Annotated in this window: 13 protein-coding genes; 4 read left to right on the top strand and 9 right to left on the bottom strand. The window is 69.2% G+C overall.

Going from position 1 to position 13,344, the window contains the following annotated elements; genetic code table 11:
* Positions 1-26 precede the first annotated feature (26 nt).
* Genes ABZ345_RS11940 through ABZ345_RS11930 form a run of 3 tightly spaced genes read right to left on the bottom strand, consistent with a single transcriptional unit; the run spans position 27 to position 2,765 of the window.
* Positions 27-926, bottom strand: a complete 900-nt coding sequence (locus ABZ345_RS11940) for an SRPBCC family protein (protein WP_359846005.1) — start codon at positions 924-926, stop codon at positions 27-29.
* 17 nt (positions 927-943) lie between these two features.
* A complete protein-coding gene (locus ABZ345_RS11935) occupies positions 944-1,450 on the bottom strand; it encodes a helix-turn-helix domain-containing protein (protein WP_359846002.1) in 507 nt (168 codons plus the stop codon).
* A 52-nt stretch (positions 1,451-1,502) separates the two neighbouring features.
* Positions 1,503-2,765 carry an NAD(P)/FAD-dependent oxidoreductase gene (locus ABZ345_RS11930; RefSeq protein WP_359846000.1) on the bottom strand — a complete coding sequence of 421 codons (1,263 nt, stop codon included), beginning with the start codon at positions 2,763-2,765 and terminating at the stop codon, positions 1,503-1,505.
* A gap of 42 nt (positions 2,766-2,807) precedes the next feature.
* Between ABZ345_RS11930 and ABZ345_RS11925 the strand changes: the two genes are divergently transcribed.
* Positions 2,808-4,283 (top strand): FAD-dependent oxidoreductase, encoded by a 1,476-nt coding sequence (locus ABZ345_RS11925; protein ID WP_359845998.1) that lies wholly within the window; start codon positions 2,808-2,810, stop codon positions 4,281-4,283.
* Positions 4,284-4,287: 4 nt separating this feature from the next.
* Here ABZ345_RS11925 and paaZ read toward each other — a convergent pair whose 3' ends face one another.
* Positions 4,288-6,309, bottom strand: a complete 2,022-nt coding sequence (paaZ, locus tag ABZ345_RS11920; protein ID WP_359845995.1) for a phenylacetic acid degradation bifunctional protein PaaZ — start codon at positions 6,307-6,309, stop codon at positions 4,288-4,290.
* Between the two features lie 119 nt (positions 6,310-6,428).
* Here paaZ and ABZ345_RS11915 point away from each other — a divergent pair, with 119 nt between their 5' ends.
* Entirely contained in the window at positions 6,429-7,292 is an 864-nt protein-coding gene (locus ABZ345_RS11915; protein WP_359845992.1) for an AraC family transcriptional regulator, read from the top strand.
* Here ABZ345_RS11915 and ABZ345_RS11910 read toward each other — a convergent pair.
* Genes ABZ345_RS11910 through ABZ345_RS11900 form a run of 3 tightly spaced genes read right to left on the bottom strand, consistent with a single transcriptional unit; the run spans position 7,270 to position 10,956 of the window.
* On the bottom strand, positions 7,270-8,448 hold the full coding sequence (locus ABZ345_RS11910; RefSeq protein WP_359845989.1) for a hypothetical protein: 1,179 nt from the start codon (positions 8,446-8,448) through the stop codon (positions 7,270-7,272). The genes ABZ345_RS11915 and ABZ345_RS11910 overlap by 23 nt on opposite strands.
* A gap of 3 nt (positions 8,449-8,451) precedes the next feature.
* Entirely contained in the window at positions 8,452-9,267 is an 816-nt protein-coding gene (locus tag ABZ345_RS11905) for an SDR family NAD(P)-dependent oxidoreductase (protein WP_359845986.1), read from the bottom strand.
* Positions 9,268-9,297: 30 nt separating this feature from the next.
* Entirely contained in the window at positions 9,298-10,956 is a 1,659-nt protein-coding gene (locus tag ABZ345_RS11900) for an AMP-binding protein (protein WP_359845984.1), read from the bottom strand.
* A 74-nt stretch (positions 10,957-11,030) separates the two neighbouring features.
* On the opposite strand from ABZ345_RS11900, the gene ABZ345_RS11895 reads away from it, so the two are divergent.
* Positions 11,031-11,810 (top strand): LuxR C-terminal-related transcriptional regulator, encoded by a 780-nt coding sequence (locus tag ABZ345_RS11895; protein WP_359845981.1) that lies wholly within the window; start codon positions 11,031-11,033, stop codon positions 11,808-11,810.
* 2 nt (positions 11,811-11,812) lie between these two features.
* Entirely contained in the window at positions 11,813-12,238 is a 426-nt protein-coding gene (locus ABZ345_RS11890) for a nitroreductase family deazaflavin-dependent oxidoreductase (protein ID WP_359845978.1), read from the top strand.
* On the opposite strand, the gene ABZ345_RS11885 is transcribed toward ABZ345_RS11890, so the two are convergent.
* Positions 12,194-12,757 (bottom strand): hypothetical protein, encoded by a 564-nt coding sequence (locus ABZ345_RS11885; protein WP_359845975.1) that lies wholly within the window; start codon positions 12,755-12,757, stop codon positions 12,194-12,196. The two genes, ABZ345_RS11890 and ABZ345_RS11885, sit on opposite strands and share 45 nt — an antisense overlap.
* Positions 12,754-13,317, bottom strand: a complete 564-nt coding sequence (locus tag ABZ345_RS11880) for a WHG domain-containing protein (RefSeq protein ID WP_359845972.1) — start codon at positions 13,315-13,317, stop codon at positions 12,754-12,756. The genes ABZ345_RS11885 and ABZ345_RS11880 overlap by 4 nt, the downstream gene beginning before the upstream one ends.
* Positions 13,318-13,344: the final 27 nt, after the last annotated feature.

Here is a 13,344-nt window from a genome sequence, read left to right as displayed (position 1 = left end):
CGCTGACCTGGGGTTTTCCTTCTTCTTTACCGGAGGTCGCCCAGTACCCGGATGAGGTTCTTCTCGGTGTCGCTGCCCAGTTTCTCGAGGGCCAGCTTCGCCACCGGCGCCCCGAGCTTCGCGAGCCCGTGGAAGTCGACGTGGGCGTGATAGCTGATCTTCGTCGTGCCGGGAGCCGATCCCGCGGTGATCGAGATGTCGTCCGTGGAGGTCGCGGTGTCGTTGCTGCCGACGAACTGCAGGCCGTGGGCGTCGTCGCGGGTCAGCTCGTAGACCAGTTCGGTCTTGCGGCCCAGGAACGTCGACACGTTGTGCCAGCGCGAGCCGACCTCGACCGGTCCCTCGTCCAGCCGTGTGCAGGTGACCGTGCCGGGATCCCACTGCTCGGCCCGGGAGAAGTCGCGCAGGTACTCGACGACGCCCTCGGGCGAGGAGGCGACGGTGAAGGTGCGCTCGACGTCGACGCCGGACACGTGCGGCGCGTTGAAGGCCTTCGGCGCGAGGCGCAGCCGGTACTGGTCGACGAGGTCGGCCTGGCTCGCGGCACGGCGCAGCAGGCGGTCGAAGCGTTCCCCGTCTCCCTGCAGCACGTTCAGCGCACGCCACATCGCGGCCTTGCCCTCGATGCCGATGCGCAGCGTCTCCAGTTCCAGCACGTCGCTCAGCGGCGAGCGGCCCAGCAGCCTGCCGTTGAGCTTGAGCCTGCCCGCCTTCTCGGTCAGCCAGCCGATCGCGGCCTTGTGCGGGCGCGGCTCGATGCCGTGCGAGCGCATGACCTCGATCAGCTCTTGGCGGTCGGACTCGATGTCGTCGGCCAGCGCGCGCAGCTCGGGATGCGTGCGGCTGATGCGGCGGGCGAGCTCGGTGCCCGCCATCGCCCCGGCCAGGTGGTCGTTGAGGTAGATGCCCAGCAGCTCGGTGTTCACACCACGGGGTTACCCACTCACGGCGCCGCCGGACCAAGTTGGTAGCCCTGGTTCCACAAGGTCTTGATCACCAGGCCCAGCGGGGCGATCCGGCGCCGCAACCGCATGATGTGCAGGTGCAGAGCGTTGCTGGTGTCGCCGTCCTTCGTGGGCAGGCAGATCAGCAGGTCCTCGCGCGAGGTCAGCGATCGGAAGCGTCTCAGCAGCTCGGCGACCAGCGCGCGTTCTGTCGGTGAGAGCACGACCGAACGCGTGCGGAAGCGCAGGATGCCGGACATGTCCAGTTCCGGCACCGCGTAACGGGCCGCACGAGCTCGCAGCATCGCGATGCGCACGGCGAGGTCCTGGTGCGGCACCGGCGCGCGGACCCAGTCCTCCCGCATGTCCGTGAGGACGGGCGCGGGCACGTTCTTCTCCAGCACCAGCAGGCACAACGTCCCGCTGCGCTGGCACGCCTCCCGTGCCGCCGCGTCCACCGGCCACCGCACGACCTCGACGGGTAGTTGGTTCACCAGGTTCGACATACGTCCACTTCCGCCCCGGGGCTTCGGCTTTCGTGGACGGTAGAGGCGCCTGCTATTTCCGCTCTATCGCATGCATCGGTTCCAGAATGATCGGCTGCGCGCGGCGGCCCGTGACGAGGTTCCACGCCCACTGCGTCAGCACCGCGATCCGGTTGCGCCAGCCCACCAGGAACGCGATGTGCACGACCGCCCAGGCCGCCTTGCCGATGATCCCCTTCAGCCGCAGCCGTTTGACGTCCGCAACGGCGTCACCAGGCGAAATCGTCGCCATCGTGCCGAGGTCGAGGTACCTGAACGGCTTGCGCTCCCGTCCTTCGAGCCGTGCTTTGATCACGCGCGCGACGTGGTGGCCCTCCTGGATCGCGGGTTCGGCGATGCCGGGCAGGTCGTTCAGGTTCACCATGTCGCCGATCGCGAAGACATCGGGAGTCACCGAGCAGTCCGAGGGGTTCACGATGATCCGGCCCTTGCGGTCGACCTCGGCTCCGGTCGCCTCGGCGAGCTTGCGGGCGAGCGGCGAGGCCTGCACCCCGGCCGCCCAGATGATCGTCCGCGCCTCGACCCGGTCGCCGTCCCTGGTGGTGAGACCGTCCGCGTCCAGCGACTCGACCATGGCGCTGGTCATCACGGTCACGCCGAGCTGCTCCAGCTTCCTGCGCGCATGCTCGCGCAGGGGCGCGGAGAACGGCGGCAGCACGTGCGGCACGGCGTCCAGCAGCGTGATCCTGATGTCGCGCGGGTCGATCTCCCGGAACTGCCCCTTCAACGCCCTGCGCGCCAGGTCGGCGAGCTGCCCGGCCAGCTCGACGCCGGTCGGCCCCGCCCCGACGATCGCGAACGACAGCCACTTCTTCGGGTCGTCGGCCGCCACCGCCGTCTCGAACGCCCGCAGCAGCTTCGAGCGCAGGCCCACCGCCTGCTCCAGGGTCTTCATCGGCGGTGCGACCTCGGCCCAGTCCCCGTGCCCGAAGTAGCTGTCCTGCGACCCGGCCGCCACGACCAGCGTGTCGTACTCGACGTGCTTCGACGTCCCGTCCGGCAGGTCGACGTGGACGCGTTTGGCCTTCGTGTCGAACCCGGTCACCTCCCCCAGGAGCACCCGTGCGTTGCGCTGCCTGCGCAGGATCGCCCGGAACGCCGGCGCGATGTCGCCCGCGGGCAGCAACGCGGTCGCCACCTGGTAGAGCAGCGGCTGGAACAGGTGGTGGTTCGTGCGGTCGATCAGCGTGACCTCGGCGTGGGCTCGTTTGAGTCCGCGCACCACGCCGAGCCCGCCGAAACCACCACCGACGACGACTACTCGGTGCTTACCCATGGCAGTCGCATACCCGTTCCACCTGCCGGGTATCCGGCCGCCATGACGACCACCGCTGACCAGTCACTCTGGCTCTCCGCGCTCGGGACGCCACGGCCGCCGCTGACCGGCAGGCACACCTACGACGTCGCGGTGGTCGGCGGTGGCATCACCGGTCTCACCACCGCGTTGCTGCTCAAGCGCCGCGGCCTGAACGTCGTGGTGCTGGAGGCCGACCGCGTGGCGTCGGGCGTGTCCGGCAACAACACCGCCAAGGTCACCGCGCTGCAGTCCACTGTGTACTCGCAGATCCGGCGCGCCCACGGTCTCGCCGCCGCCACCGACTACGCCACGGCCTCGCAGGCGGCCGTCGCCCAGGTCGCCGATCTAGTGGAGCTCGAAAGCATCGACTGCGACCTGCGCCGCGCCCCCGCCGTCACCTACGCCTACACCGAGTCCGAGGTGCGCGACGTCGACCACGAACTGATCACCACCCGCCAGGTCGGTCTACCGGTCCGCGCGACCGTCGACGTCGATCTGCCGTTCGAGGTGCACGCCGCGATCCGCCTCGACGACCAGCTCGCCCTGCACCCGGTGAAGTACCTGCTGGGCCTGGCCGCCGCGGTCGACGGCGGCGGTAGCCGGGTCTGCGAGCACAGCCGCGTGGTGGACGTGACCGGCACGCGTCTGTCCACAGCGGACGGTCAGGTCGACGCCGGCCGGATCGTGGTCGCCACGCACTTCCCGACCCTGGACCGCGGCCTGTACTTCGCCCGCATGGAGCTCACCCGCGCCTACTGCATCGCCGCCAGGGTCGAGCAACCACCGCGGTCGCTCGCCATCAGCACGGGCAGCCCGTCGTGGTCCGTCGCCGCGCACGGGGACAAGCTGATCCTCGCGGGCCAGAGCCACCCGACCGGCAAGCCCGCGGTGGAACCGTTCCGCCGGCTGGAGGACTTCGCCCGCAGGCACTGGAAGGTCGAGGAGGTCACCCACCGCTGGTCGGCGCAGGATCCCACGGCCTACGACCACCTGCCGATGATCGGCACCTACACCCCGGGCAACAACACCATCTTCACCGCCACCGCCTACATGAAGTGGGGCCTCACGAGCGGCACGTTCGCCGCCTCACTGCTCGCGGACCTCGTGACCGGCAAGCCGAACGAACTCGCCGACAGGTTCAGCCCGCACCGCGTCTCGCTGCGGTCGTTGCCGGACCTGGTGAAGAAGAACGCCGAGGTCGCGGTGCAGATGGTCGGCGACCGCGTGGTGCCGGCCGACGCCACCTCCAGCGAGAACCTGCCACCTGATCAGGCCCACGTGATCCGCGATGGCCTGGGCAAGACCGGCATCTACCGCGACGTCGAGGGGCACCTGCACGCGGTCTCGTTGCGCTGCACCCACCTCGGCTGCCTCGTGCGCTTCAACGCGGCCGAACGCAGCTGGGACTGCCCGTGCCACGGCTCGCGGTTCGACGTGGACGGAGAGGTGCTGGAGGGGCCCGCCACGAAGCCCCTCCCCAAACGCGAACCTCGTTAGCTCGTCAGCTCTTCGCGACGAGCGTCAGCACGTCGTACTTCGCGACCGACTCGCCCTTCTGGTTCGTCACGTCGGCGTCCCACCGGACCTCGCCGTACTCCTGGTCCTCGCGCGGCGTGATCTGCTTGACCGTCAACGTCACCGTGAGCGTGTCGCCGGGGAACGTGGGCGTGACGAATCGCAGGTTCTCCAGGCCGTAGTTGGCCAGCACCGGACCGGGCTCCGGCGAGACGAACAACCCGGCCGCGAACGAGACGACGAGGTAGCCGTGCGCGACCCGCCCGCCGAAGAACGGGTTGGCCGCCGCGGCCTCCTCGTCCATGTGCGCGTAGAACGTGTCGCCGGTGAACTCCGCGAAGTGCTCGATGTCCGCCATCGTCACCTCGCGCGGCCCGGCCACCACGGTGTCGCCCAGCCGCAGCTCGGCCAGCGTCTTGCGGAACGGGTGCACCGCCTCTTCGGTGCGCGGCGCTCCGGCGACCCAGCGGTTGGTGACGGCCGCCAGCGTGCGCGGGCTGCCCTGCACGGCCGTGCGCTGCATGTGGTGCAGCACCCCGCGCATGCCGCCCATCTCCTCGCCACCGCCGGCCCGGCCAGGCCCGCCGTGCACCAGCATCGGCAACGGCGACCCGTGCCCGGTCGACTCGCCCGCGTCCTCGCGGTCCAGCACCAGCAACCGCCCGTGCCAGGGCGCCACACCGATCACGACGTCACGCACGAAATCGGTGTCCGCGGACACCACGGACCCGACCAGCGACCCCGCACCCCGAGCAGCCAGCTCGATCGCGTCGTCGACGGAGGAGTACGGCATCAACGTCGACACCGGCCCGAACGCCTCGACCTCGTGCGGCTGCGCGGCGTCGGCAGCGGCCTGCAGCAACATCGGCGACATGAACGCACCACGCGAGGCGTCAGCGTCCACAAGCGACAGAGCACCGTCGCCGTAGACCACCGAAGCGTTCTCCCGCAATGCCTTCAGCGATCGGAGAACTTCCTCGCGCTGCTCCAGCCCGGCCAGCGCGCCCATCTTCACCGACTTGTCGGCCGGGTTGCCGATCACCACCTCGGCGAGCTTCGAGGCGGTCGCCTCGGCCACCGCGTCCATCAACGAGGCGGGCACCAGCGCTCGCCGGATCGCCGTGCACTTCTGACCGGCCTTGGTCGTCATCTCGGACACCAGCTGCCCGACGAACAGGTCGAACTCGGGCGTCCCGGCGACCGCGTCCGGTCCGAGGATCGAGCAGTTGAGCGAGTCGGCCTCGGCGTTGAACCGCACGGACGACCGGATCACGGCCTGGTGCGTGCGCAGGTGCTGGGCGGTGGACGCGGACCCGGTGAACCCGACCAGGTCCTGCGGCGTCAGGTGGTCCAGAAGATCGCCGGCCGACCCGCAGACCAGCTGCAGCGACCCCTCCGGCAGCAGCCCGGACGCGAGCATCAGCTCGACCATCTTCTCGGTCACGTAAGCGGTCTGGGAGGCGGGCTTGATCAGCGACGGCACGCCGGCGATGAACGCGGGCGCGAACTTCTCCAGAGGCCCCCACATGGGGAAGTTGAACGCGTTGATCTGCACCGCGACGCCACGAAGCGGCGTGCAGATGTGCTGACCGACGAACGTGCCACCACGCCCGAGAGGCTCCACGGCCCCGTCGACGTAGACCTTGTCGTTCGGCAGCTCGCGCTTGGCCTTGGACGCGTACCCGAGCAGCACGCCGAAGCCGCCGTCGATGTCGATCCACGAGTCGGTGCGCGTCGCCCCCGTGCGCGCGGACAACGCGTACAGCTCGGCCTTGTGCTCCTTCAGGTACAACCCGAGAGCCTTGAGCAGCTGCGCCCGCTGGTGGAACGTGAGCTCGCGCAACGCGGGCCCGCCCACCGTGCGGCCGTAGGCCAGCGCCGCGCCCATGTCGACGCCCGCGGACGAGATCCGCGCGATCTCCTCACCGGTGACGGCGTCGTGCAACGGCGCGCCCTCCACCGACGGCGTGTGCCATCCACCCGACACGTAGCTGCGCAGCAAGCTCATCGAGCCAACCCCTTCTCGCGAGGCCGACGGATCCTCATCGACCCTTCTCCCGGCAACGTATCAGGGGCTGAACCGGACGGACTTGCCCGATCGTCCCACCGCCGGGAACACTCGGGCACGTGGACGAACTGCGCGCGTTGCTCGCCAAGCACGCCCGGCCGGATCTGACCACGCCCATCGACGACGTCCTGGTCTCCAGGACGACGAGAGGCGGCCCGCCCGTCCCGTCGATGACCGGCACGATCCTGGCGTTCGTCGCCCAGGGCCGCAAGCGCGTCGCACTCGGCGACCGCGTCTACGACTACCGGGCGGGCCAGTACCTGGTGGCCTCGATCGACATGCCGATCACCGGCAACTACGTCGGCATCAGCCCGGCTGAGCCCGCACTGGGCATCGGCCTGGTCCTGCGCCCCGAGAAGGTCGCCGAACTGCTCCTGCGGCACGACCTGCCGAAGACCGCCGGCACCCCTCAGGGCCTGGCCGTCAGCGACGCCACCCCGGAGATGGCGGACGCCGTGACCAGGCTCGCCAGGCTCCTCGACCGTCCGCAGGACGCGAGAGCGCTGGCCCCGCTGATCAAGCAGGAGATCCTCTGGCGGGTCATGACGAGCGAGCAGGGTGCCGTGCTCCGCCAGTTCGGGTCGCGGGACAGCAGCCTCAGCCACATCGCGAAGGCCGTCAGCTGGATCCGCGAGAACTTCGCCGAGTCGTTCAAGGTCGAGGACGTGGCCCGGATGGCGGGCATGAGCGAGTCGGCGTTCTACCGCAACTTCCAGGCCGTCACGGCGATGAGCCCGATCCAGTTCCAGAAGCAGATCCGCCTTCAGGAAGCACGACTGCTGCTCGCGACCACCAGGGACGTCACGAGCGTCAGCCACATGGTCGGCTACGACAGCCCGTCGCAGTTCAGCCGCGAGTACCGCCGCGAGTTCGGCCTGCCGCCCAGCCGCGACGCCGTGCTCAGGCCGGAACCTGCTCTCTGACCTTCAGGTACACCGCGCGCACTTCCAGCGTGCGCTCGACCTTCTCCAGCACGGGCGCGAAGAACCGCTGCCGGTGCTCGAGATCGCTCATCGAGATCACCGAGAAGTACATGCTGCCGAACGCGGCGAACAGCGTGGCGTTGCGCAACATCGCCGACGGCAGCCCAAGCCACCCGATGCTCGGCTGCTCTCCGATCCACTTCGCGGCGATCTCGGGTGTCACGACGATCAGCCCGAGCACCACGAAGAACGCGAACAGCGCGAGCCCGACCACCGCCGCCTGCACGAGCTGGCGGATCGCGAGCATCACCAGCAGGTTGCGCAGCTGCCGTCCGTTCAACCGCTTGGGCTGCAACGATTCGGTGATCTCCACACCGGACAGTGGCGTGCCCTTGCACGCGCCGATGAGGATCTCCGGCCGCAGATCCTGTTCCACCCGCCCGATCTCGTCGCGCAACCGGGCAGCGGCGGCCAGCACGGTGATCGCCGCGAACAGCAGCACGATCAGCGAGACCCGCGGCCAGTGCAGCGTGTTCATCGCCTGCCACAGCTCACCGGTGAAGAACAGGAAGAGCGTCACGAACAGCATCGGCGGCAACGCCCGTCCGAGCAGTGCCACGCTGTTGCGCAGGTCGGCGATCACGTGCCGGATCGCGGCCTTCAGCAGTGCGCCCAAGCCGTAGGTGGTGGCCAGCATCGTCGCCACGAACGCGACCCCGAAGAAGGCGATGAACCAGAGAGCGTTGACCCACAGCTCGGCCCTGGGATTCTCGGCTCCCGGCGTGATGATCTCGTCGTTGACCATGTACTGCAGCAGCGGCACGATCACCGGCATCGTGGCGTAGACGACCAACAGCACAATGGTGGTGCGGCGCGAGAAACTCGGCAGTCTCCGCACGAACAGCGAGAGCACGATCCACGCGGTCACCATGAGCGCGACGATCACCCCGAGCAGCACCCACTTCGACAGCCCGGTGGAACGCAGCAGCACCAGCCACGCGAGGCTGCCGACCGTGAAGAACGCCAGCGTCGGCAACATCCGCGGCAGCACGTGCGAGCGAAAGCCGTAGCCCTCGATCATGGTCGGCGCACCCTCGCGGACGAACCACTGCTCAGTGCGCCGCACCACCGCCGAGGAAGCCACGGCGGAGATCATGCCTCACCGGTCGAAGAGCCGCGCCATCACGCTGAAGTAGTGCGTCGGGGCAATGCGGGCCAGTGCGTCGAACACGTACGCGTCCGGTCCGACCAGGATCCGCGCCTTCCCCTTTTCGACACCGCGGTGGATGATCTCGGCGGCCTTGTCCGGGGTGGTCAGCGCGACCTTGTCGAAGTCCGCCGCCATCTGCTCGTGCGACCGGCCGCGCCCGTCGGGATCGCTGTGGATGCGGCCGTTGCGGACGATGTTGGTCTTGATGCCGCCGGGGTGCACGGTGACCGCCGAGACGCCGGTGCCGCGCAGCTCCTGCCGCAACGAGTCGGTGAACCCCCGAACCGCGAACTTCGCCGAGCAGTAGGCACTGTTGTTCGGCATCCCGACCAGCCCGTACACGCTGGAGGTGTTCACGATGACGCCGTAGTTCTGCTCGACCAGCTGCGGCAGGAACGCCCGCGTCCCGTTCACCACGCCCCAGTAGTTGATGTCGAACAGCCAGGCGTCGTCCTCGGGCACCGCGTTCTGCACGCTCGTGGCGATCGCGACGCCGGCGTTGTTGAACACGGCGGCGAGCGGCAGGTCCAGCCAGTCCTTCACCTCCGCGGCGAACTGGTGCACGTCCTGCGCGTCCCGCACGTCGAGAACCCGGCTGAGCACCGGGCCGTGCAGGGACTTGGCGGTCTCCTCCAGCCCGGCCTCGTTGACGTCGGCGATGACCACCGGCGAGCCGGCCCGCGACAGGCGCTGGGCGAGGCTGCGGCCGATTCCCGAAGCTGCCCCGGTGATCACTGCCGGACGACCCGCGATCTTTCGCACCATGTGACCAGTAGATCACCATGGGCAAGCGTCCTACTGGCGCAGTTCGGGAAACTCCTCGTCCCGCCACTCGCTGCCGACGGTGCCGGACTCCTCCCGAGTGCGCAGGTCGACGCGGCGGATCTTGCCGGACACCGTTTTGGGCAGCTCGAAGAACTCCAGCCGCCGGATCCGCTGGAACGGCGCGAGGTTCTCGCGCGCGTGCTTCAGGATCGCCAGCGCCGTTTCCCGACTCGGCTCCCAGCCCGCGCTCAACGCCACGTACGCCTTCGGGACAGCCAGTCGCAGCGGATCTGGTGCCGGCACGACCGCGGCCTCCGTGACCGCCGGGTGCTCGATCAGCACGCTCTCCAGCTCGAACGGCGAGATCTTGTAGTCCGACGCCTTGAACACGTCGTCGGTGCGCCCGATGTAGAAGAGGTAGCCGTCGTCATCGCGGGATGCGATGTCGCCCGTGTGGTAGTAACCGCCGGCCATCGCCTCGGCGTTGCGTTTCTCGTCGCCGTGATAGCCGACCGTCAACGACATCGGCCGCCGGCTCAGATCGACGCAGATCTCGCCTTCCCGGGCCGGTTCCCCGCTGATCGGGTCGACGAGCACGACCGGGACGCCCGGCAGCGGCGTTCCCATCGATCCGAGCTTGACCTCGGCGCCGGGGACGTTGCCGACCGACAGCGTGGTCTCCGTCTGGCCGAAGCCGTCCCGCAGCGTGAGGCCCCACTGCTGCCGGACCTGCTCGATCACCTCGGGGTTGAGCGGCTCACCGGCGGCCACGACCTCGCGCAGCGAGCCGGGCCCGCCGCTCAGGTCGGCCTTGATCAGCATCCGCCACACGGTCGGCGGCGCGCAGAAGGTCGTGACGCCCTTGTCCCGGATCTGACCGAGCAACGCGGCCGCGTCGAACCGGCCGTAGTTGTAGACGAAGATCGTCGCTTCGGCGATCCACGGTGCGAAGAAGCAGCTCCAGGCGTGCTTGGCCCAGCCGGGCGAGCTGATGTTGAGGTGCACGTCGCCGGGCCGCACGCCGATCCAGCGCATGGTCGTCACGTGCCCGACCGGGTACGAGACCTGGGTGTGCTCGACGAGCTTGGGGCGGCTGGTCGTGCCGGACGTGAAGTACAGCAGCAGCCGGTCGTCCGCCTTGGTCCTCGGGTGCGGCAACGGGCCATCGGGCGCCTCGGCGGCCTCGGTGTAGTCCAGCCAGCCCGGAGCGCCGCCCACGGCGATCAGCACGGGTGCGAGGTCGTCCTCGGTGAACTTCTCCGCGTCCTCGGTGCGCGCGATGACGTGCCGGACGTTGCCGCGCCGCAGCCGGTCCTCGAGGTCCGCGGTTCCCAGCGCGGTGGTGGTCGGCATGATCACCGCGCCGAGCTTCATCACCGCGAGCATCGACTCCCACAGCTCGATCTGGTTGCCCAGCATGATCATCACGCTGTCGCCCTTGCCGACACCGTGCCACGCGAGCCAGCGCGCGACCCGGTTCGACCGCTTCCGCAGCTCGTCGTAGGAGTAGGCGCGCTCGGAGCCGTCCTGCTCGACGATGTGCAACGCCGTGGTGGTGTTGCCCTCGGCGATGAAGTCGAACCAGTCGTGCGCCCAGTTGAAGCTGCTCTCGAAGCTCGGCCAGGTGAACGACGCGGGGTCGCTGAGCATCAGGTCGCGGGCCGCGCGGTAGGTGTCGTGACTGGACATCTCACGAGGGTGGGAGCCTCGGGGGCATCGGTATACCCCCGAACGAGGGTGCACCCCTTTTCGAGGGTGCGCGGGTGGGCGAGACTGCGACCGTGCTGTCAGACCGCTTCCAGGCGCTTCTGCCGCAACGCCTGGACATGCTCCGCCGTGCGACCGGGCTGCCCGTCGTGTTCGGCGGCGCCGTCACGCCCGGCCGTGAGCTGCTGCTCAGCTCGTTCTTCGGCACGCACGGCAGGTCGTTGCACGGTCTACGCGTCGGCACCGGACGCGGCCTGGGCGGCACGGCGATCGCGATGGGCACGGCGGTCCGGGTCAACGACTACGCCTCGACGCGCGCGATCACCCACGAGTTCGACCAGATGGTGGTCGTCGACGAGCGGCTGACGTCGGTGTTCGCCTACCCGGTCACGGTCCGCGGCACCGTGCACGGCGTGCTCTACGGGGCCGTGCGCGGTCAGACGACCGTCGGTGACCGGGCGATCAGGATGGCCGGCGCCATCGCGCAGGGCTTCGCGGGGGATCTCGACATGCCATCACTGCACACCCAGGCCGCGCTGCGCGAACTGGCCGAGGTCACGCGGCTGATCGGCGATCCGGCGTTGCGCGAACGGTTGCGCAGGGTCCACCAGGATCTCGGCGGTGATCCACCCGTGACCGTCCCCAGCGGCTTGACCCCGCGTGAACTCGATACGCTTCGACTGGCCGCGGTCGGTTCGTCGAACCGGGAGATTGCCGCCGAGCTCGGGCTGAGCACCGAGACCGTCAAGGCCTACCTCCGGGGCGCGATGCGCAAGCTGGGGGTGCACAACAGAACCGCCGCCGTCCACGCGGCGAGGTCGACGGGAGCGCTCTAGAGATGTCGTTGTTCGAGAAGGCCGTGATCGGCACCGACCGCCTGCTGTACAAGCTGACCGGCGGCAAGGTCATGACCGTCTCGTTCAGCAAGCAGACCGGGCTGACGTTGATCACCGTCGGAGCGAAGTCCGGTGAGCGGCGCGAGAACCAGGTCCAGTACGTGGCCGACGGCGATGGCGGCATGCTGGTCGTCGGGTCGAACTGGGGCAAGGCGCACCACCCCGGCTGGACCGCGAACCTGATCAAGAACCCGGACATCCAGGTGAACGTCCGGGGTTCCGTCCGCGATGTGCGCGGTGTGCTGCTCTCGGGGGCCGAGCGCGAGGCCGCCTGGCGCAAGATGGTGGCGGCCTGGCCGGCGTTCGAGGAGTACGTGGAGCGGTCAGGAGGCCGCGAGCTGCGGGTCTTTCGCCTGACTCCGCGCTGACTCCCACGCGAGCCACAGGCAGCCGGCCGCGAGCAGGACGCCGTGGGCGATCCGTGCGACGGGCGGCGTGAAGAACTGCGGCAGGAACAACGCGAACCCGGCGGCGAACAGGATCGACGCCGTGGTGCGGAGCCTGACGGCGACCATGATCGCCGCGACCCCCATGGTCACGAGCCCGACGGCGAAAGTCGTTGCGGCGACCGGGTTGTAGCGCACGGACTCGGCGAGCTCGAGGATGTTGGGCTGCGAGGCGATCTCGTGCAGGCCGAAGTCCTCCGCGCCGTAGTACGGGAGCGTGAGGCCGGCGCCGACCCAGAACGTGATCGCGGCGGTGCGGTGGATCTCCAACAGCGCGATCGGCACGAGGATGAAGCCGATCATCGCGAACAGGTGCGACGCGACCCACGCGGTCGACCCCATGGCCGCTTGCGCGCCCTGCGTTGTTGTTTCGTCCTCCCACGGCCGTAATGCGGGATACAGCAGGAAAAGCAGGCCTGCGGCGGTGAGCGTCCACTTCATGATTGCCCCCTGAGATCGGTGAGGTACATCCGGATGAGCTGGTCGTAGGTGTCGTCGAGGCCTTCTGGCAGGCCGAAGCCGCCGCTGGACTCGATCGACGCGAAGCCGTGCACGATCACCCGCAGCTGCCGCGTGGCGTGGATGGCCTGCGAGCCCTCCAGGCCGTAGCCGCGCAGCGTCGCGAGCATGACCTCGATCAGCTTCGTTCCCGCTGCCTGCTGCAGTTCGTCGTGCAGCGGGTCCATCGGCATGGCCGCGTAGCGCTTCGGGTGTTGCCGGACGTACGCCCGGTACGCGTGCATGAGCGCTTCGACGGCCTCGTCACCGCTTCTGCCCAGCACGGCGTCGGTGAACCGGCCGGTCATCTCCTCGAGCAGCCGCACGCCGACGTGACCTCGCAGCTCCGCGAGGCTCGCGACGTGCTTGTACAGCGAGGGCGTGGCGACGCCGGTGCGGGCGGCCACGGCGGCGAGCGTCAGTCCTTCGACGCCCTGCTCGTCGACCAGCTCCAGCGCGGCGTCCACGACCTTGGCGGTGGTGAGACGTGCACGAACAACCATAGCCCAAAAGCTAATGGCATTAGCCCC

Origin of the sequence: Lentzea sp. NPDC005914 (assembly GCF_040629405.1) — a bacterium.
Lineage (GTDB): Bacteria > Actinomycetota > Actinomycetes > Mycobacteriales > Pseudonocardiaceae > Lentzea.
The sequence above is the reverse complement of the archived record's forward strand: the minus strand, read 5'-3'. Positions and strand labels throughout refer to the sequence as shown.

What these genes read in the sequence shown, in the direction of transcription:
- ABZ345_RS11935 (WP_359846002.1), bottom strand. Translation starts at nt 1,450, where the DNA reads ATGTCGAACCTGGTGAACCAACTACCCGTCGAGGTCGTGCGGTGGCCG.
- ABZ345_RS11930 (WP_359846000.1), bottom strand. Translation starts at nt 2,765, where the DNA reads ATGGGTAAGCACCGAGTAGTCGTCGTCGGTGGTGGTTTCGGCGGGCTC.
- ABZ345_RS11925 (WP_359845998.1), top strand. Translation starts at nt 2,808, where the DNA reads ATGACGACCACCGCTGACCAGTCACTCTGGCTCTCCGCGCTCGGGACG.
- paaZ (WP_359845995.1), bottom strand. Translation starts at nt 6,309, where the DNA reads ATGAGCTTGCTGCGCAGCTACGTGTCGGGTGGATGGCACACGCCGTCG.
- ABZ345_RS11910 (WP_359845989.1), bottom strand. Translation starts at nt 8,448, where the DNA reads ATGATCTCCGCCGTGGCTTCCTCGGCGGTGGTGCGGCGCACTGAGCAG.
- ABZ345_RS11905 (WP_359845986.1), bottom strand. Translation starts at nt 9,267, where the DNA reads ATGGTGCGAAAGATCGCGGGTCGTCCGGCAGTGATCACCGGGGCAGCT.
- ABZ345_RS11900 (WP_359845984.1), bottom strand. Translation starts at nt 10,956, where the DNA reads ATGTCCAGTCACGACACCTACCGCGCGGCCCGCGACCTGATGCTCAGC.
- ABZ345_RS11890 (WP_359845978.1), top strand. Translation starts at nt 11,813, where the DNA reads ATGTCGTTGTTCGAGAAGGCCGTGATCGGCACCGACCGCCTGCTGTAC.
- ABZ345_RS11885 (WP_359845975.1), bottom strand. Translation starts at nt 12,757, where the DNA reads ATGAAGTGGACGCTCACCGCCGCAGGCCTGCTTTTCCTGCTGTATCCC.
- ABZ345_RS11880 (WP_359845972.1), bottom strand. Translation starts at nt 13,317, where the DNA reads ATGGTTGTTCGTGCACGTCTCACCACCGCCAAGGTCGTGGACGCCGCG.